The sequence below is a fragment of the Streptomyces shenzhenensis genome (assembly GCF_021462265.1).
Classification (GTDB): Bacteria; Actinomycetota; Actinomycetes; order Streptomycetales; family Streptomycetaceae; genus Streptomyces; species Streptomyces shenzhenensis.
Window position 1 is genome coordinate 1 of record NZ_JAJONF010000085.1, and the last position, 18,196, is coordinate 18,196.

The following is an 18,196-nucleotide window of genomic DNA, read 5'->3' on the forward strand; positions in this document are numbered from 1 at the left end:
CCAGGGGCACCGCGCCGACCGGCTCGCCCGTCGGCGCGGCGGCCGGTCGCGTGGGCGGTGCCTCCGTCACGAGCACATGGGCGTTGGTGCCCCCCACCCCGAAGGCGGAGACACCGGCCACCAGCGGCCGGTCCGGCTGGGGCCAGGGTCCCATCTCCGTCCGGACACGCAGTCGCAACCGGTCGAAGGGGATGGCGGGGTTCGGCGTCTCGAAGTTGAGGCTCGGCGGAAGTGCCCGATGGTGCAGGGACAGCACGGTCTTGAGCAGGCCCACCACGCCGGCCGCGCCTTCGAGGTGGCCTACGTTGGTCTTGGCCGAGCCGACCGCGAGGTCGGTCGTCCGGTCGGGAGCCGTACCCAGCGCGGCGCCCAGTGCCGCCGCCTCGACAGGGTCGCCGACCGGAGTGCCGGTGCCGTGCAGTTCGACGTACTGCACGGCACCCGGACGCAGGCCCGCGTCCGCGAGCGCCGCCGTGACGACCTCCCGCTGGGCCTCGGCGTTCGGTACGGCCAGGCCCTCGCCGGCACCGTCGTGGTTGACGGCGGAGCCGCTGAGCACGCAGTAGACGCGGTCGCCGTCGGCGACCGCCCGGGACAGCGGCTTCAGGACCACCAGGGCCCCGCCCTCGCCGCGGACGAAACCGTTGGCGCGGGCGTCGAAGGTGTGGCAGCGGCCGTCGGGGGACAGGGCACCGAAGCGCTCCACGGCCGTGGCGCTCTCGGGCGCCAGGTTCAGCTGGACACCGCCCGCCAGGGCGAGTCCGGCCTCGCCGCGGCGCAGCGCTTCGGCGGCCAGGTGGACTGCGACCAGTGACGAGGACTGGCCGCAGTCGACCGTCAGACTGGGACCCCGCAGCCCCAGCGAGTAGGAGAGCCGGTTGGCGATCACACCTCGCTGGACGCCGGTGAACATGTGCCGCGTGATGCCTTGTGGGCCGCCGCGGCGCAGGAGGGCGGCGTAGTCGTCGGCGATCGCGCCGACGTAGACGCCCGCGGGGGTGCCCCCGAGGGTGTCGGGGGCGATACCGGCGTCCTCCAGCGCTTCCCAGCCCAGTTCCAGGGCGAGTCGCTGCTGGGGGTCGATGGCCGGCGCCTCCCGGGGGGAGATGCCGAAGAAGGCCGCGTCGAAGCCGTCGACACGGTCCAGATAGCCGCCGCGCCGGGCCTGCGGGGCGTCGGCGGCGGCCGGGTGCCGGTGCGGCGGAGGCTCGGAGATCGCGTCACGGCCCTCGCTCAGCAGCCGCCAGAACGCGGACGGGTCCGGAGCGCCCGGCAGCCGGCACGCCAGGCCGATCACCGCGACCGGCTCGTCACGCGGGCCCGTGGGAGCGCCGGCACCCGTGGTCGAGTCGTCAACCGCACGCATTGCACACATTCCTTTCGCCGAACCGCCAAAGGGTGATCGACCGTGCGTCGGTCGCCTGTCGTCAGCCGTCGGTGCCGTGCGGCCGGACCGGCAGCTTCTCCAGGCCGTGGGTGACGGTGCTGAGCCGCCACTGCAACTCGTTCGGGTCACAGGCGAGGGACAGGTCGGGGAAGCGGTCGAGGAGCATGCCGAGGGCGATCTCGGCCTCCAGCCGGGCCAGTGGCGCGCCCATGCAGTAGTGGATGCCGTGCCCGAACGTCATCTGGCCGCCGATCGGCCGGGTGATGTCGAAGAGTTCGGGGTTGTCGAAGCGGTCGGGGTCGCGGTTGGCGGCCATGAGGGAGACCATGACCACCTCGCCCACCGGGATGGTGACGTCGCCGAGCGACACCGGGGCGATGGTGTACCGGAAGGTGGCCAGGTTCACGGGCCCGTCGAAACGGAGGAACTCCTCGACCGCCTGCGGCAGCAGCGACCGGTCGGCGCGCAGCTTCTCCAGCTCACCGGGGTGGGTGAGCAGGGCCAGTACGCCGTTGCCGATGAGGTTGACGGCCGTCTCGGTACCGGCCGAGAACATCAGGTAGATCGTCGCGAGCAGTTCGCCCTCGGTGAGCTTGTCGTCCTCGTCACGGGCGGCGATCAGCGCGCTCAGCAGGTCGTCGCCGGGGTTCTCGCGTTTGACCTGGATCAGCTTCACCAGGTATTCGCGCATCGCCCGGGTGGCCTCCTCGTACCCTTCGGGGGCGAGGTCGGAGAGCACGACGGCCGCATACCGGCCGAAGGCGAGCCGCTCGGCCTCCGGCACCCCGAGCAGCGTGCACAGCACTTCCATCGGCACCGGGTAGGCGAGCGCCTCCAGCAGGTCGATCTCGTCGTGCTCGGCCATCTCGTCGAGCAGCCGCGCGGTCAGCTCCCGCAGCATGGGCCGCATGCCCTCCACCCGGCGCGGGGTGAACGCCTTGTTGACCAGGCGGCGCATCCGGGTGTGGTCCGGCGGGTCGCTGGCCAGCATGTGCCCGACGAGTGCCTCGTCGTACTGCTTGGGCGCGTGGCCCTCCTTGGTGTGCTTGGCCATCAGTTCGTTGAGGCCCTTGAAGTCCTTGCTCAGCTTGGTCTCGCTGAGCGCCTGCCGGACCTCCTCGTAGCGGGTCACGATCCACACCAGCGACCCGTTGGGCAGCATCACCTTCACTGCTGGGCCGGCCTCGCGGAGCCGCTTCAGCACCTCGTGGGGGGTCTGGACGAAACTGACGTCCAGTTCCTCGGTCACCTGGGATTCCTGCACGACTGCGCCCTCCTGGCCACGGGACCGTGTCCCTGCTCCGGGTCCTGGGGTGTTCCTCCCGGGAGCATGGTCCGCACCCCTTGCCGGGCACTGGCGGCAGGCCTTGCCGAACCCTGACAGGAGCCTTGCAGGGCGCTTGCGGGGCTCGGTCGGGCGCGCCGGCCGCGCCGGACGCGGATCAGGGTGCCGGCCCGCGGACCGCGCTCGTCCAGGGCGCCGCGGAGACCGCGGGCGGACCGGCCGTGGGTCGGTGCCTCGTCCTACGCGCCGAGTCGGTGGCGGGCGTGGCCGAGGCCGTCGTAGGCGATGGCCCCACCGGCCGTGCGGTCCGCGGCGCGGCACAGGCCGGCCGCGCGGGCGCACGGATCGAGGGCGGCGGTGTGGTCGCCCCTCATCAGACGGGTCCAGCCGATCTCGTTGCGGACGTCGGCCTCGCCGCTCGTGTCCGAGGCCCGCCGGTACAGGTCGAGGGCCTGCTGGTAGTGGGACAGCGCCAGATCGTGCCGGCCGGCGACGTTGGCCAGGAGCGCGATGCATCGGTGCACCCTGGCCTGGCCCTGCTCGTCCTCCGCCTCCGCGAACAGGTTCAGCGCGCTGTGCAGGTGGGTCTGCGCGTCGGTGTGCCGGCCGAGCCGCCCGTAGGAGAAGCCGAGCGCGCGGTGCGCCTGCGCGCGGGCCACCAGGTCGGCCTGGAGGCCGGCGGTGAACAGGCAGGTCTGTTGCAGGGCGAGCTGCTCGTCCCAGCGGGCCCACCGGTCCAGCGGAAGCTCCAGAGCCAGCCCCAACTGGTGGACGTGCGCGTGCAGACCCAGTGCGACCGCCTCGCGCAGCACGCCACTGAGCACGGGCAGCAGCCGGCGGTCGAGCCAGTCGGCGGCCTGGGCGGGGTCGTCGAGCCGCTCCGGTGTGGTGCGCGGTTGCGGCGCGGGCAGTGCCCCGAGCGCGTTGCGGTGCGGGGCGAGGCGGTAGCCCGCCTCCCGGGCGGTGTGAACGTAGTGGTCCAGCATGCGGCGTACGGCGAGCCGGCGCATGTCGTCGGGATCGTGCACGTGGGACAGCCGCAGCGCGCACGTGCGCAGCAGATCGTGCAGAAGATAGGTGTCGGTGTCCTGTGCGCTGAGCAGGCGGGCCCGGGACAGCTCGTCGAGCATCGCACGGGCCCGCACGGGCGCCACGCCGGCGAGACTGGCCGCGGCGGACACCGGGACGTCCCGGCCCGGATGCAGGGCGAGCAGCCGGAACATCCGGGCCGTCTCGGCGGGCAGCCTCGCATACGACCAGAGCAGGACCCGGCGGACCGTCTCCGGGGGGTCGGGAGTGCCGCCGGGCGGGGCACCGTGGGCCCGCAGCTCCTCTGCCAGCGTGTCGAGCCCGTCGTCCGGACGACGGACGGCCACGGCGCCCGCGAGGGCCAGCGCGAGGGGGACGCCGGCGCAGTACGCGGCCAGTGCCGCCGCCCCCTCCGGTTCGGCCGCGGCCCGCGCCGCGCCCACCTGGCAGGCCAGCGCCTCGTACGCCTGGGCCGGTTCCAGCGCGTCGGGCTCCAGCCGCCGGGCCCCTTCCCTGACGACCAGGTCGTCCAGCGGGTCCCGGCTGGTGACGAGGGTCAGACAGCCGGGGGAACGCGGCAGCAGGTTCCGTACCTGGCCGGCGTCACGGGCGTCGTCCAGGACCACCAGGACCCGGCGGTCCGACAGCAGGTCCCGGTACAGCGCCGACCGCTCCCGCAGCCCGGCCGGGACCCGGTGTCCGGGTGTGCCGAGCGCCACCAGCAGCCCGCGCAGCGCCTCCTTGGCGGTGACCGAGTCACCGGACCGGGCGTGCCCGCGCAGGTCCACGAAGAGCAGGCCGTCGGGAAAGCGCGCGCCGAGACGATGGGCCGCCCGCACCACGAGCGCGGTCTTGCCGATACCCGGCGGCCCCACGACGGCGGCCACCGGAGAGGCCACCGGGGGCAGCCCGGCCGCGGCGTCCTCCCCGGCGGCCACCGGAGTGGGTAACGGCACCCCGAGTACCCGCGGCCCCATGGCGCCGCCTCCGACGTCGCGGCCGGCCGGTGCGGAGCCGGACCCAGCGCCCGGGACCGCGTCACCGCCCGGCATTTCGCCGCCGTCAGGGGTCGTGTCACCGCTTGGTACTTCGCCGCGGTTCGGGGTCGTGTCACCGCTTGGTACTTCGCCGCGGTTCGGGGTCGTGTCACCGCCCGGCACTTCGCCACCGATCGGGACCGCGTCACCCTCCGCGCCCTGGTCTGCCGGTACCAGCGCCGCGAGGCGGGCCAGCTCGGCCTCCCGGCCGACGAAGCCGGCGGCCTCCGGCGGGAGCGGACCGGACGGCCACGGGGCCGGGCAGCCGCGCTCGCGGTGCCCGGCGAGCGGGCAGAGGCTGTCGAGCGAGGGATGGCACGTGGGAGAGGCCGGCCCGGCCGCGCCGGGTTCGGTGCCTTGCGTCCCGCGCAGCAGTATGTCCTCGTACACGGACCGCAGTTCGGGTCCGGGGACTATGCCGAGCTGTTCGTCGAGATGGGTGCGGACCGCGTGATAGGCCTGCAGCGCCTCCGCCTGCCGGCCGGCGGCGGCGAGCGTGCGCATCAGCTGCGCCTGCAGCGTCTCGTCCAACGGGTGCTGGACGGCGGCCGGTTGGAGCACGTCGAGGACGGCGCCGAGTTCGCCCAGCCGCCCGGCGATCACCGCGGCCTCCTTCACGGCCGTCAGGTACTCGCCGTCCACCGCCACGAAGTACGGGTGCTGCGCCACGTGCGAGAGGATCCCCGAGGCGATGGGGCCCCGGGACAGCCGCAGCGCGCGCGTGAACAGGCGGACGCTCTCGCGCATCGCGCCCATCTCCGCCAGCCTCCTTGCCTGCCCCGTCAGTTGGCGGAAGCTCAGCAGATCGAGCGTGGCCGGGCCGGCGTCCAGCCGGTATCCACCGGACACCCGGACCAGACGTGCGGACGGGCGGCCGGGACCCTGGTCACCGGTCTCCAGCAGGCGGCGGATCGCGGCCGTGTGGCGGTAGACGACGTTGGCGGCGCTGCTCGGCGGATCCTGTCCCCACAGCACGTCGATGATCGTGGCGAGGCTGGTCGGCTGCCCCGTCCGGACCAGCAGCAGGGCCAGCAGGGCCTGGCGTTTGGCGGGGCCGAGATCGAGCTCCACCTCGTCCTGCCAGGCCCGCAGGGGCCCAAGTACGGTCAACCACACGCGTTCGAGAGTAAGCCAGTTCGAATGCGATCCAGGGGTGGCTCAGCGGCGTGGCGGGGAGCTGGCCGGAAAGCATCCTGTCGGTGGAGAGCTCTTACGACGCGTCACATTTTCGACACAACCGGTGCCATACGATCGCGCTCAAGTGCCGAACGGGGCATGGAGCTTGGAAGTCCGGTAGCGGCGTGCTCGCCCGTGTGGGCTGGGCGCACGCACTGACACCGAGGGGGAGGTGGACGGCCGCAGAGGGATACGTGGCGGAATAGCCACCGGACGTTTTCGCGTCAGGCCGGATTATTCCGGAACAGACGCTGTCCGGTTGACTCTTCTGACTCATTTCCCGCCGCGGTCCGTGCAGTTCGTGTGCCGCGTTCCGACCGGGTGCCCTGCGACATTCCCCGAGTGCCTCCCGGTGAACAAAGGAAGTGTATGGCTGAAGTGTTCGGACGCGTACCCCTGGAACAAAGGAGCGCGATGAGCCCCACGCCGACCGCGACCAGGTGGACCACGAGCCGAGAGGAGGAAAACCACCCCGCCGCATGGGAGTTACGGGTGTTCGGCTCGCTGACCGCGCTGCGGGCCGGACAGTCACTGCCGCTCGGTCCGCTGCGCCACCGGGCGTTGCTCGGGTTGCTGCTGGTGCGCAGGGGAAACGTTGTCACCGTGGGGCAGCTGGTCGACGAACTGTGGGGCCCGCGTCCTCCTCGGCACCCCGTCGCCACTCTCCAGACCTACATCTCCCATCTGCGCCGGGCCCTGGCGAAGGTGCGGGAGCAGGGGGGCGGCCACGCGCGGCTGCGCCACCTCTCCCCGGGCTATGTCCTCGACCTCGACCCCGAACTCGTCGACGCCTACCGATTCGAACGGCTGATTGAGCAAGGGCGGCATTCCCTCGCCGACAGCTGTTTCGGCCAGGCCCGGGACGCGCTGACGCGGGCGCTCGGGCTCTGGCGCGCCCAGCCCTACCTCGAACTCGTCTCCTATCGCCCCATCGCCGACGAGAACGAACGCCTCGGGCAGTTGCGCCTGACCGCGCTGGAAGCGCAGGCCGACGCCTGCCTGGCCCTCGGCGACGCGGACCGTGTGGTGCGAGCGCTGTACCCGGAAGTCCAGGGCAACCCCACCCATGAACGACTCGTCGGCCATCTGATGACCGGCCTGTACCGGCTGGGCCGCCAGGCCGAGGCCCTGCGCCTGTACGAACAGACCCGCCGCCACCTGGCCGAGGAACTCGGCGTCGATCCCGGTGCCGAACTCCGGGGCGTCTACACGGACATCCTCCGCCAGCGCCTCACCCTCCCCGGAGCCCCGGAACGCCCCCGGCCGGGGACCGCCGACGGGGCCGGAGCGCCGGCTGGACGGGCGGCTTCCGGAGAGGCCTGTGCAGCGGATCCGGCGGGGCCGGGGCCGGGAACGGCGGGTGTGACGGGCCCGGCGCGGTCAGTGCCGTCGGGTGCGGTGGACCCTGTGGCGCCGAGAACGCCGGGGGGCGCGGACCACACCGGTCCCGCACCTGCGCGGCAGCGGCCGGCACCGGGCAACCCGACCTCGACCGCTGCCCCGCGGACACCCGTCGCCGCGTCCGGGCCCACCGCTTCGCACGGGCCTGTCTCCGTTTCCATGCCTGCTGCCGCGTACGCACCTGCTGCCTCCCACGGGCCCGCGGTCGCGCATGCGCCTGCCGCTGTCCCGGTGCCGGCGCCTGCCGTTTCGGACTTGTCCGCCGCGGGGCCGGCGTCCGCCGCGTCGCACGCACCGGCCCCGCTCTCCCCAGCCGACGTCTCGTCCGGTCCCGGTGTGCTGTTCCCCCCTCCCGCCTCCCACGAGCCGAACGCGAAGGCGCCCGCTCCAGACATTCCTGCCGGACCCGCACCGGGACCCGCACCCGTGCCCGCACCCGCGACGCCCGCTGCCGCCGATCCGCCCGCGGCCCCCGGTCTGCCTGCCGCCGGCCGCCCTCAGGCCCCTGCTTCGTCCGCGGCCTCCACCCCGTCCCCGCTCCCCGCCGGCTCCTCCGCGACGACGGCACCGCCGCCACCGCCGCCCTTCCCGCACAGGGTTCCGCAGGCCGCCCCGGCCGCCCCGGTGCCGGCGGCTGCCCCCCACCTCGGCTCGGCGCTCGGCGATCTCCGCCGGGCCCGCGGGCTGTTCGTCGGCCGGGAGCGGGAGCGTGCGGTGCTCGGTGGGCATGTGTTCGACGCGCTGAACGGCGGCAGCCACCTCACCGCCGTGCTCGGTGAGCTGGGCGTCGGCAAGACCGAACTGGTCGCGGAGGTCGGCGCGCACCTCAACGACCAGCTCCAGGAGGTGGTGTGGGGCTGCTGCACGTCCTGGGACGGCGTACCGGACTACTGGGTGTGGTCCCAGGTCTTCCGCCAGCTCGCCGTCTCCCGCCCCGAGCCGTTCCGTCGCGCCGAGGCCCGTTTCGGCCGGCTGCTGGTCCCGCTGATGCTCGACCCGGAGGCGAGCCGCCGCTGCCTGACTGCCGAGGACCAGACGCCCCTGGCCCGCTTCCTCGTCCAGGACGCGATGTGCGAGACGCTGCTCGCCGTGGCCGCCGAGGAGCCGCTGGTCGTGGTCCTGGAGGACCTGGACCAGGCCGACGAACGCTCCTTGGAACTGCTGACCCTGCTGCGCGCCCGGCTGCGCGGCCACCCGCTCGGCGTCGTCGTGATCGCGGAGGACACGGGGGTCGCCGCGGACTTCATGCACGGCGGCGCGGTCACCGGCGTCCTCAGCGACCCGCGCACCCGCAGTCTGCGGCTGACCGGCCTGTCCCGGGCCGAGACCGCCGAACTCGTCGGGGTCCAGACGGGGGTCCGGGTGCCCGACGACGTCCAGCGGGTGCTGCACGAACGCAGCCGCGGCAACCCGTACTTCCTGCACCAGTTCCTGGCGGGCGTCGGCGACCCCGAATCGCTCAAGGACCGTACGGAGGTACAGGCCGCGCTGGCCGACGTGCCGCTGGGCGTACGCCAGGCACTGGCCCGGCGCCTGACGGCCCTGCCCGAGCCGGTGCTGGAGGTGCTGCGCTGCTGTTCGGCGCTCGGCGCCGCCTTCGATCCGGCGCTGGTCCGGGAGGCCGTACCGCGGGACAGCGACCCGGAGGCGGCCCTGGAGGAGGCCGCGCGCTGCGGGCTGCTCCGCTGGGAGACCCGGCCGCCGTTCCGGCTGGCGTTCCGGGACGCGCTGACGCAGGAGGTACTGCTCGCGGAGCTGAGCGAAAGGCACCGCACCCGGCTGCGGTAGGCGCTGTCCGGCGGAGCACGCCGCGGACGCGCCGGGTCTGGCACGCCCTCCTTCGGAGGGGGTGCCCCCGGCGGCGGTGCCCCCACCGCGTCGTCCGCCGTGACGAGGGGTGCGCCCGCGCGAGCGCGTCCGGGCGTGGGGGAGGCCGAGCGGCCACGCCTCCTCCGCCTCGCGGCCGGCCGGCTCCGCCACGCAGCCACCGCCGCCGTCCCGCGACCTGATCCGCCGGACCGCACCTGGCACGCCGCACGCACGGTGCGGGAACAGCCGTGCTCCCACGCCAACGGCCGGGTACCGGCGGCGCCCGCTGTCCCAGCGGGTGCCGCCGGTACCCGTCGGGCCCGACCAGGGGCGGCGGGCCCGACCAGGGGCGGCGGTCCCGGGCGGACCGGCGGCCCGCAAGGAAGCCGCAAGCGCTGTGCAAGGCCCTGGCAGGGAGCCGATCCCATGCTCGGCGGTGCGTCGGGACGCGACCGTCCGACCGCCTGCCGTCCCCGACGGCCGGCGGGTGCGGTCTCCCGTTCCGGTACGGCCCGGCGCGCGCCGATCACCTCGGCCCGCGTGCCGTTTCCCCGAGGAGGAGACCCTGGTGACCACCGCGGCCCGGCGGTTCGACACCGCCGACATTTCGTCCATCGAGTTCTGGTCGCAGCCCCCGGCGGCCTGGGACGACACCTTCCGCGTCCTGCGCGACGAACGACCGGTTTCCTGGCACAAGGCGCCGGAGGGCAGCCTGCTGCCCACACCCGAGGACGACGGCTTCTGGGCGGTCGTACGGCACGCCGACATCGTGGCCGTGAGCAGTCAGCCGGATCTTTACATCTCCCGCAAGGGCGTGCAGTTCGAAGAGCTGCCCGAGGACATCCTGCAGGCCACCCAGTCCATCGTCGCCATGGACGCGCCCCGCCATCTGAAGGTCCGCAGCCTGGTCACCGCGGCCTTCAGTCCCGCCCGGATGGAGCAGATGCGCGGGTCGATGGAGGACGAGGTCCGCCGGATCGTCGAGGACTTCGCGACCGCCGGCGACTGCGACTTCGTCGCCAAGATCTCGATGCCGATGGCCCGTTGGACGATGACGTACATGCTCGGTCTGGAGACGGCGGAGCTGGACCGCTTCACCGAGGCGATCACCGTCATGCTGGCCAGCCGGGACGAGGCGGAGAAGCTCGGCCGGGACCGCGCCGACATCGTGAACGAGGTCGTCGGACTCGTCTCCCAGAAGGCCGTCGCGATCGCCCAGGCGCGCCGCGCGGACCCGCAGGACGACGTGATGACCGACCTGGTGCAGGCCCGCGTCGACGGCGAGGGCCTGACCGACGCCGAGATCAGCGCCTTCTTCCTGCTGCTGATCGGCGCCGGTTTCGACACCCCGCGGCAGACCATCAGCCACGCCGGCAAGGCGCTCTCCGACTTCCCCGAGCAACGCGCCTTCCTCGCCGCCGACTTCGACGCCCGCTCGGGCAAGGCCATCGAGGAACTGCTGCGCTGGTCCACCCCGGTGCTCACCCTGCGCCGTACCGCCGCCCGGGACACCGAACTGGGCGGGCGGCACATCAGCGAGGGGGACAAGGTGGCCCTCTTCTACCCCTCCGGCAACCGTGACGAGCGGGTCTTCACCGACCCGCACATCCTGGACCTGGCCCGCACCCCCAACCGGCACATCAGCTTCGGCGGCGGCGGTCCCCACCACTGCCTGGGCAACGTCCTCGCCCGGATGGAGCTGCGCGTCCTGCTCAAGGAACTCCTGCGCCGGGTACCGGACTTCGAGGTCGGCGAGCCGGTCCGCGTCACCAGCAACTTCGTCAGCGCCATCACCCGGATGCCGGCGGCGGCCAGTGGCTGAGCTCGCCCGCAGACAGCTACTGGGATACGCGATGGCAGGAGCAACCGTGGCAGCAGGCACCGGCGCGGGCCCGGCCCAGGCCGCCGAGGCGGCGGCCGAACCGATCGTCGTCACCCCGGACGAGGCCCGCTACGACGACATGACCAGCGGCTACAACAAGCGCTGGATCGGCACCCCGGACCGGATCCGGGTCGTCCGCTCCACCGCCGAGGCGGTCGCCGCCGTCCAGGAGATGGTCGACACCGGCAAGCGGTTCTCGGTGCGCAGCGGCGGCGGCTGCTTCGAGAACTTCGTCTACAACCCAGAGATAGAGGTCGTCCTCGACCTGTCCACCCTGGACGAGGTGCGCTACGACGCGCGGCGCGGCGCCTTCGCCGTCCAGCCCGGCGCGATCCTCCTCAACGTCTACGACACCCTGCTGCACGAGTGGGGCGTCACCCTCCCGGCCGGGCTGTGCTACTCGGTCGGCATGGGCGGCCACGCCTGCGGCGGCGGCTACGGCCTGCTGTCCCGTCAGTTCGGGCTGGTCGTCGACCACCTGTACGCGGTGGAGGTCGTCGTCGTGGACTCCGCGGGCAAGGCCCGCGCGGTCGTCGCGACAGCCGACCCCGACGACCCGAACCACGACCTGTGGTGGGCGCACACCGGCGGGGGCGGCGGCAACTTCGGGGTCGTCACCACGTACTGGTTCCGCAGCCCCGGCGCGACCGGCGACGACCCGCGCACCCTGCTGCCCCAGCCGCCCTCGCACGTCCTGCTGAACATCGCCGCCATCCCGTGGAGCGCGGTCGACGGCGCCGACTTCGCCCGGCTGCTCACCAACTTCATCTCCTGGCTGGGCGACCACAGCGCCCCCGGCGCCAAGGAGAACGCGCTGTCCAGCCTGTTCGGACTCAACCACGTCGCCACCGGCGTGCTCACCCTCATCACCCAGGTCGACGCGACCGTGGACGGCGCCGCGGGCATGCTCGCCGACCACCTCGCCGCGATCGGCGAGGGCACCTCCGACGCCGTCCGTCAGGCCCTGGCCGCCGCGCCCACCAAGGCCACCTGGGGCCAGGTCACCCGGTTCGTCTCCACCTCGAACTACGCGGCCCCCGCCGTCCGGGTCAAGGCCAAGTCGGCGTACCTCAGGACCAACTTCACGGCCGAGCAGGCGGCGACCATCCACCGCTACCTGACCTCGACGGACTACAGCAACCCGGGTGCCTCCCTGATCATCTTCCCGTACGGCGGGCAGATCGCCACCGTCGCCCCGGACGCCACCGCCATCCCGCAGCGGGACTCGCTCGTCAAGATGCAGTACCAGGCGTGGTGGACGAACCCGGCCGAGGACGACCGGCACCTGGCCTGGGTGCGCGGCATGTACAAGGAGGTCTACGCCGCCACCGGCGGGGTGCCCGTGCCCGACGGCACCTGGGACGGCTGCTACATCAACTACGCCGACGCCGATCTCGCCGACCCCGCCCACAACGACTCCGGCGTGCCCTGGCCGACCTTCTACTACAAGGACAACTACCCGAGGCTCCAGCGGATCAAGGCGCAGTGGGACCCGCGCAACGTCTTCCACCACGCGCTCTCCATAGCACCGCCCACCGGCGAATGAGGTACCCATGTCCCTGACCGACGCCGTGCTCTCCGGGGCCGCCCCGGACGAGCTGGCCCGCGCCGAGCTGCCCGACCGCTTCACCGCCGCGCATCTGCGCGTCGAGGACGAGGGCGTCTTCGCCGACGCCGCGGACAAGGACGTCCGCCGGACCCTGCACGTCGGCGAGGTCCCGATGCCCGACATCGCCCCCGACGAGGTGCTTGTCGCCGTCATGGCCAGCTCCGTCAACTACAACACCGTCTGGTCGGCGAAGTTCGAGCCGCTGTCCACGTTCCGCTTCCTGCGCTCCTACGCGAGGCAGGGCGGCTGGGCGGCCCGCCACGACCAGCCCTTCCACGTCCTCGGTTCCGACGGCAGCGGTGTCGTGGTCCGGGTCGGCTCGGGCGTACGGCGCTGGCGCGTCGGTGACCATGTCGTCGTCAGCCCCGCCCACGTCGACGACCAGGAGCCGGCCACCCAGACCGACGGCATGCTCAGCGAGGCCCAGCTCGCCTGGGGCTTCGAGACCAACTACGGCGGCCTCGCCCAGTACGCGGTGGCCCGCGCCAGCCAACTCGTCCCGAAGCCGCCGCACCTGAGCTGGGAGGAGGCCGCCAGCATCCCCGTCTGCGGCGGCACGGCCTACCGGATGCTGGTCAGCGACCGGGGCGCCCGGATGAAGCAGGGCGACATCGTGCTGATCTGGGGCGCCTCCGGCGGCCTCGGCGCGTACGCCGCCCAACTCGTCCGCAACGGCGGCGGGATCGCGGTCGGAGTGGTCGGCTCCGAGGCCAAGGAGGCCATCGCCCGGAAGGTCGGCTGCCAGGTGGTGATCAACCGTGCGGAGATCGGCATCGGCGACGACACCGGTGACGACCCCGAACTCGCCATCAAGGCCGGCAAACGGCTCGGCGCGATCGTCCGCCGGGAGGTGGGGGAGGACCCGCACATCGTCTTCGAGCACGTCGGACGCGCCACCTTCGGCATCTCCGTGTTCGTCGTACGGCGCGGTGGCGTGGTGGTGACCTGCGGTTCCAGCACCGGCTACCACCACACGTTCGACAACCGCTACCTGTGGATGAAGCTCAAGCGGATCGTCGGCAGCCACATCGCCAACCTCCAGGAGATGACCGAGTTCGCCCGCCTCTTCGAGCAGGGCAGCATCGTTCCGGTGGTCTCCCGGGTCTACCCGCTGGCGGACGTCGGTGAGGCGACCCGCCTGGTGCAGCTGAACCAGCACGTCGGCAAGGTCGGCGTGCTCTGCCTCGCCCCCGAGCCCGGCCTCGGCGTCACCGCGCCCGAACTGCGCGCCCGCATCGGCGAGGAGACCCTCACCCCGCTGCGGTCCGTCAGCGCGGCCGCCGCGGGCTGACCCGGCCATCGGAGACCCGAAGGGATACGAACATGACAGCGGACCTGTCGGCAGGCGGCATCGGCATCCTCGCGACCGGCTCCTACCTGCCCGAACGGGTGGTCACCAACGACGAGGTCGTGGCGATGGTGCCCGGCACCAGCGCGGAGTGGATCGAACGCAAGACGAAGATCGTCTCGCGCCGGTTCGCCGCCCCGGACGAGGCGGCCTCCGACCTCGCCGTGCGCGCGGCCCGCTCCGCCCTGGACGCGGCCGGTCTCGGCGCCGGCGACATCGACTACCTCATCGTCTCCACCACCACCGGCGACGCTCCCATACCGGCCACCGCGACCCTGGTGCAGCACGCGCTGGGCGCCCACCGCGCGGGCTGCTTCGACGTCAACATCGCCTGCTCCGGCTTCGTGACCTCGCTCGCTCTCGCCCGTGCCCTGATCAGCCTGCGGCCCGCCGCCCGCGCTCTGGTGATCGGCACCGACGTCTACTCCCGGTTCGTCGACTTCGACGACCGGGCCACCAGCGTGCTGTTCGGCGACGGTGCCGGAGCCGCCGTGGTCGCCGCCGTCGACGACGGCTCCGGCTTCCTCGACCTCGACATGATCGGCGGCGGCGCCGCCCACCGGCTGATCGAGATCCCCGGCGGCGGCAGCCGCCGCCCCGCCTCCCCGCAGACGGTCGCCGACCGCGGCCACGTCCTGCACATGCGCGGCCGGGAGGTCCGCGACTACGTCATGGACAACGTGCCCGGCATCATCGACGCCCTGCTGGAACGCTGCGACCACAAGGCCGCCGACGTCGACCACTTCGTGCCCCACCAGGCCAACGGCATGATGGTCACGGAACTCGTCGACGCCTGCGGCCTGACCGGCGCCGTCACCCATCTGCCGCTGGACCACTCGGGCAACACCGGCAGCGCCTCCGTGGCCATCGCCCTGGACGAGGCCAACCGCTCCGGCGCGCTGCGCCCCGGCGACCTGGTGCTGCTCGCCGGGTTCGGCGCCGGCATGGCGGTCGCCGCGGGCCTGCTGCGCTGGTCGGCGCCGGTCGCGCGGAGCGCGGCATGAGGGCCCGCCGGGTCGGTGTCGTCGGCGGCGGCACCATGGGCGCCGGCATCGCCGCCGAGTGCCTGCGCGCCGGCCTGGACGTGCGGATCGTGGGCTCCGGCCCGGCCTCCGCCGACCGCGCCCGCACCCGCGTCCTCGGGCTGCTCGACCGGGCACAGGCGAAGGGCCGTATCGACGACGCGCGGCGCGCCTCCGCCGAAGAGCGCGCGGTGTTCGGCGCCGACCCGGACGCGCTTGCCGACCGGGACTTCGTCATCGAGGCGGTCACCGAGGACCGGGAGACCAAGCTGCGGCTGTTCACCGCGCTCGGCAAGACCGTCGAGGACCCCGAGGCGGTCCTCGCCTCCACCACCTCCTCCTTCGCCGTCGCCGATCTGGCGGCCGCCACCGACCGCCGCGGCTACGTGATCGGCCTGCACTTCTTCAACCCCGTGCCGACCATGCCGCTGGTGGAGGTCATCCGGTCCGCGTACACCACCGACCGCACCGCCGCCCGCGCCGAGGAGCTGATCACCGAGGTGCTCGGCAAGGAGATCGTGCGCGCCGAGGACCGCTGCGGCTTCGTCGTCAACGCGCTCCTCATCCCGTACCTCATGGCCGCCGTCCGCATGTACGAGTCCGGTGTCGCCACGGCCGAGGACATCGACCGCGGCATGACCCTCGGCTGCGGCCATCCCATGGGCCCCCTCGCGGTCCTGGACCTCATCGGGCTCGACGTCATCGCCGACGTGGCCCGGAGCATGGAGGACGGCACGGGCGACCCGCGGCATGCCGTACCGCCGCTGCTGGACCGGCTGATCGGCGAGGGCCGGCTGGGCCGTAAGACCGGCCACGGCTTCCACCGCTACGACACCGTGCGCGCGGCGTCATGAGCGGCGAGCCGCACGGCAGCCTGTGGATCCGCCGCTTCCAGCCCCGCCCGGCGGCCCCGGTACGCCTGGTCTGTCTCCCGCACGCGGGCGGCTCGGCCACGTTCTTCGCCGGGCTGCCCGCACTCCTCGGCGACGGCGTCGACGTGCTCGCGGTCCAGTACCCCGGCCGCCAGGACCGCCGCGGCGAACCCTGCGCGCCGAGCATCGACGTGCTGGCCCGCCAGGTGATCACCGAGCTGCTGCCGTGGACCGACCGGCCGCTGGCCGTCTTCGGGCACAGCCTCGGCGCCGTCCTCGGTTTCGAGGTGGCCCGCGGGCTGCAGGCCGCCGGCCACACCCCGGTGGCGCTGTTCGCCTCGGGCCGCCGGGCCCCGTCACGGCACCGGCCCGAGGCCGCCCACCGGCTCGACGACGAGGGGCTGCTGCGGGAGATCCGCGCGCTCAGCGGCACGGACTCGCGGATCTTCGCAGACGAGGAACTCCTGCGCATGGTGCTGCCGGCGATCCGCGCCGACTACCGCATCGTCGAGAGCCACCGGGCCGTCCCGGACCCGCCCCTGGACTGCCGCGTCGTCGTCCTGACCGGCGCCGACGATCCCAAGGTGACCGCCGAGGAGGCCCGGGCCTGGCGGGAACACACCACGTCCGCCTTCGACCTGGTCACCTTCCCCGGCGGACACTTCTACCTCACCACGCAGGCCGCGGAGGTGGCCCGGGTGATCAGCACCGCCCTGGCTCCACCGCCCGCCACGCCGGGGACCCCGCCTCCCCCCGAACTGATAGGCAGACCATGACCGTCGAGGTGAACGTCGAGGTGAACAAGGACGTCTGTATCGGCGCGGGCCAGTGCGCCCTCACCGCGCCCGGAGCCTTCGTCCAGGACGACGACGGCTACGGCACCGTACGCGACCCCGCCGACCCCCTGGTCCCGGAAGCCGCCCGCGCCTGCCCGGTCGGTGCCATCAGCGTCGAGGACCGCGGCTGAGCTCAGGGCGCGACGAAAAGGCCGGAGAAGCGCGCCCGTGGCACGATGGTCCGGGCGCTCCTCACCGGCGATCACCCTCGGTTACTATGCTCACTTCATAGCGGAGGCCGGAAGCCGGATACCGTGGATCGCAGGACTGAAGGGTCGGGTGGCCTGGGGAAATGATGAGAGAGGTCGTCGCGACCCGCTACGTCGAGCCCCTGCGCTCCGGCGGCTCCGTCCCCGGCGTCGTGGAGGCCGACGACGACGGCACGTACGTCGTGAAGTTCACCGGATCCGCGCAGGGCCGCAAGGCGCTGGTCGCCGAGGTGATCGTGGGGGAGCTGGCGCGGGCGCTGGGGCTGCGCTTCCCCGAGCTGGTCCTGGTCCACTTCGACCCGGCGATCGCCGACTCCGAACCGCACCAGGAGGTCCGCGACCTGCACGCGGCCAGCCGCGGCCGCAACCTCGGGATGGACTTCCTGCCGGGGGCGCGGGACTTCACCCCTGAGGTCGCGAAGACCTTCCGGGTGGATCCGCTGGAGGCGGGCCGGGTCGTCTGGCTCGACGCCCTGACCGTGAACGTCGACCGTACCGTCCACAGCTCCAACCTGATGGTCTGGCCGACGCTCGGCATCGCGCCCCCTCGCCTGTGGCTGATCGACCACGGCGCGGCCCTCGTCTTCCACCATCGCTGGGACGGGACCGACCCGGCGAAGGCCTACGACTTCAGGCACCACGCCCTCGGCCACTACGGGCCCGACGTGTGGGCGGCCGACGCCGAGCTGGCGCCGAAGGTGTCGGAGGAACTGCTCCGGGAGATCGTCGCCGAGGTCCCCGACGAATGGCTCACCGAGGACTTCGCCACGCCCGGCGAGGCGCGCCGGGCGTACGTCGACCACCTGTACGCGCGGGTGCGGGCCTCCGGGGCCTGGCTGCCCACCGACTTCCCCAGCCGGGAGGAACTCGCCGCCGAGGACGCCCTCCGGGCGGCGCGCACCCAGCAGGGCCGGCCGAAGTGGCTGAAGCGGGTGCCCGACCTGCACGGGAAGCCGGCAGCGGAACAGGATTGGTCGGTACACCTCGGATGAGTGACAGCGGGCGCGTCGAGATCGAGTACTGCACCCAGTGCCGCTGGCTGCCGCGGGCGGCCTGGCTGGCGCAGGAGCTGCTGACCACCTTCGAGACCGAACTGACGGAGCTGGCGCTGAAGCCGGGCAAGGGCGGGGTCTTCGTCGTACGGGTCGGCGACGAGGTCGTGTGGGACCGGCGCGAGCAGGGCTTCCCCGAGCCCACCGCGGTGAAGCAGGCCGTACGCGACCGAGTGGCCCCCGGGAAGCCCCTGGGCCACTCGGACAAACCTGCCTCCTAGGGCGTGTTGCGAAAGTCCCGC

13 protein-coding genes are annotated in these 18,196 nt (G+C 73.2%); 10 read left to right on the forward strand and 3 right to left on the reverse strand.

The annotated features are described in order from the left end of the window. From LQ326_RS45390 to LQ326_RS45400, 3 genes are all read right to left on the reverse strand, one after another. On the reverse strand, positions 1 to 1,366 hold a 1,366-nt coding region (locus tag LQ326_RS45390; RefSeq protein ID WP_234545076.1), incomplete at its 3' end, for a beta-ketoacyl [acyl carrier protein] synthase domain-containing protein. A 61-nt stretch (positions 1,367 to 1,427) separates the two neighbouring features. Then, positions 1,428 to 2,651: a cytochrome P450 family protein gene (locus tag LQ326_RS45395; RefSeq protein ID WP_234545077.1), complete on the reverse strand. Its 1,224-nt coding sequence runs from the start codon at positions 2,649 to 2,651 to the stop codon at positions 1,428 to 1,430. 260 nt (positions 2,652 to 2,911) lie between these two features. Then, positions 2,912 to 5,854 (reverse strand): AfsR/SARP family transcriptional regulator, encoded by a 2,943-nt coding sequence (locus LQ326_RS45400; RefSeq protein ID WP_234545078.1) that lies wholly within the window; start codon positions 5,852 to 5,854, stop codon positions 2,912 to 2,914. A gap of 474 nt (positions 5,855 to 6,328) precedes the next feature. On the opposite strand from LQ326_RS45400, the gene LQ326_RS48140 reads away from it, so the two are divergent. The 10 genes from LQ326_RS48140 (at position 6,329) to LQ326_RS45455 (ending at position 18,175) form a co-directional block, all read left to right on the forward strand. Then, the gene (locus LQ326_RS48140; RefSeq protein ID WP_268208396.1) at positions 6,329 to 9,103 is read left to right on the forward strand and encodes an ATP-binding protein; all 2,775 of its coding nucleotides are present in this window, start codon (positions 6,329 to 6,331) and stop codon (positions 9,101 to 9,103) included. A gap of 589 nt (positions 9,104 to 9,692) precedes the next feature. Continuing rightward, on the forward strand, positions 9,693 to 10,946 hold the full coding sequence (locus tag LQ326_RS48530) for a cytochrome P450 (RefSeq protein WP_234545079.1): 1,254 nt from the start codon (positions 9,693 to 9,695) through the stop codon (positions 10,944 to 10,946). A 46-nt stretch (positions 10,947 to 10,992) separates the two neighbouring features. Further along, entirely contained in the window at positions 10,993 to 12,552 is a 1,560-nt protein-coding gene (locus LQ326_RS45420) for an FAD-binding oxidoreductase (protein WP_308402167.1), read from the forward strand. A 7-nt stretch (positions 12,553 to 12,559) separates the two neighbouring features. After that, positions 12,560 to 13,906: a crotonyl-CoA carboxylase/reductase gene (gene ccrA, locus LQ326_RS45425; protein WP_234545081.1), complete on the forward strand. Its 1,347-nt coding sequence runs from the start codon at positions 12,560 to 12,562 to the stop codon at positions 13,904 to 13,906. A gap of 32 nt (positions 13,907 to 13,938) precedes the next feature. After that, positions 13,939 to 14,967 (forward strand): 3-oxoacyl-ACP synthase III family protein, encoded by a 1,029-nt coding sequence (locus tag LQ326_RS45430; RefSeq protein ID WP_234545082.1) that lies wholly within the window; start codon positions 13,939 to 13,941, stop codon positions 14,965 to 14,967. After that, positions 14,964 to 15,839: a 3-hydroxybutyryl-CoA dehydrogenase gene (locus LQ326_RS45435; protein WP_234545083.1), complete on the forward strand. Its 876-nt coding sequence runs from the start codon at positions 14,964 to 14,966 to the stop codon at positions 15,837 to 15,839. The genes LQ326_RS45430 and LQ326_RS45435 overlap by 4 nt, the downstream gene beginning before the upstream one ends. Continuing rightward, positions 15,836 to 16,633 carry a thioesterase II family protein gene (locus LQ326_RS45440; RefSeq protein WP_234545084.1) on the forward strand — a complete coding sequence of 266 codons (798 nt, stop codon included), beginning with the start codon at positions 15,836 to 15,838 and terminating at the stop codon, positions 16,631 to 16,633. The genes LQ326_RS45435 and LQ326_RS45440 overlap by 4 nt, the downstream gene beginning before the upstream one ends. An 8-nt stretch (positions 16,634 to 16,641) precedes the next feature. Beyond that, entirely contained in the window at positions 16,642 to 16,824 is a 183-nt protein-coding gene (locus LQ326_RS45445; protein WP_234545088.1) for a ferredoxin, read from the forward strand. Positions 16,825 to 16,985: 161 nt separating this feature from the next. Continuing rightward, positions 16,986 to 17,894 carry a HipA family kinase gene (locus tag LQ326_RS45450; protein WP_234545085.1) on the forward strand — a complete coding sequence of 303 codons (909 nt, stop codon included), beginning with the start codon at positions 16,986 to 16,988 and terminating at the stop codon, positions 17,892 to 17,894. Continuing rightward, entirely contained in the window at positions 17,891 to 18,175 is a 285-nt protein-coding gene (locus LQ326_RS45455; protein WP_234545086.1) for an Rdx family protein, read from the forward strand. The genes LQ326_RS45450 and LQ326_RS45455 overlap by 4 nt, the downstream gene beginning before the upstream one ends. Positions 18,176 to 18,196 lie beyond the last annotated feature (21 nt).

What these genes read in the sequence shown, in the direction of transcription:
- LQ326_RS45440 (WP_234545084.1), top strand. Translation starts at nt 15,836, where the DNA reads ATGAGCGGCGAGCCGCACGGCAGCCTGTGGATCCGCCGCTTCCAGCCC.
- LQ326_RS45450 (WP_234545085.1), top strand. Translation starts at nt 16,986, where the DNA reads ATGATGAGAGAGGTCGTCGCGACCCGCTACGTCGAGCCCCTGCGCTCC.
- ccrA (WP_234545081.1), top strand. Translation starts at nt 12,560, where the DNA reads ATGTCCCTGACCGACGCCGTGCTCTCCGGGGCCGCCCCGGACGAGCTG.
- LQ326_RS45430 (WP_234545082.1), top strand. Translation starts at nt 13,939, where the DNA reads ATGACAGCGGACCTGTCGGCAGGCGGCATCGGCATCCTCGCGACCGGC.
- LQ326_RS45435 (WP_234545083.1), top strand. Translation starts at nt 14,964, where the DNA reads ATGAGGGCCCGCCGGGTCGGTGTCGTCGGCGGCGGCACCATGGGCGCC.
- LQ326_RS48140 (WP_268208396.1), top strand. Translation starts at nt 6,329, where the DNA reads ATGAGCCCCACGCCGACCGCGACCAGGTGGACCACGAGCCGAGAGGAG.
- LQ326_RS45455 (WP_234545086.1), top strand. Translation starts at nt 17,891, where the DNA reads ATGAGTGACAGCGGGCGCGTCGAGATCGAGTACTGCACCCAGTGCCGC.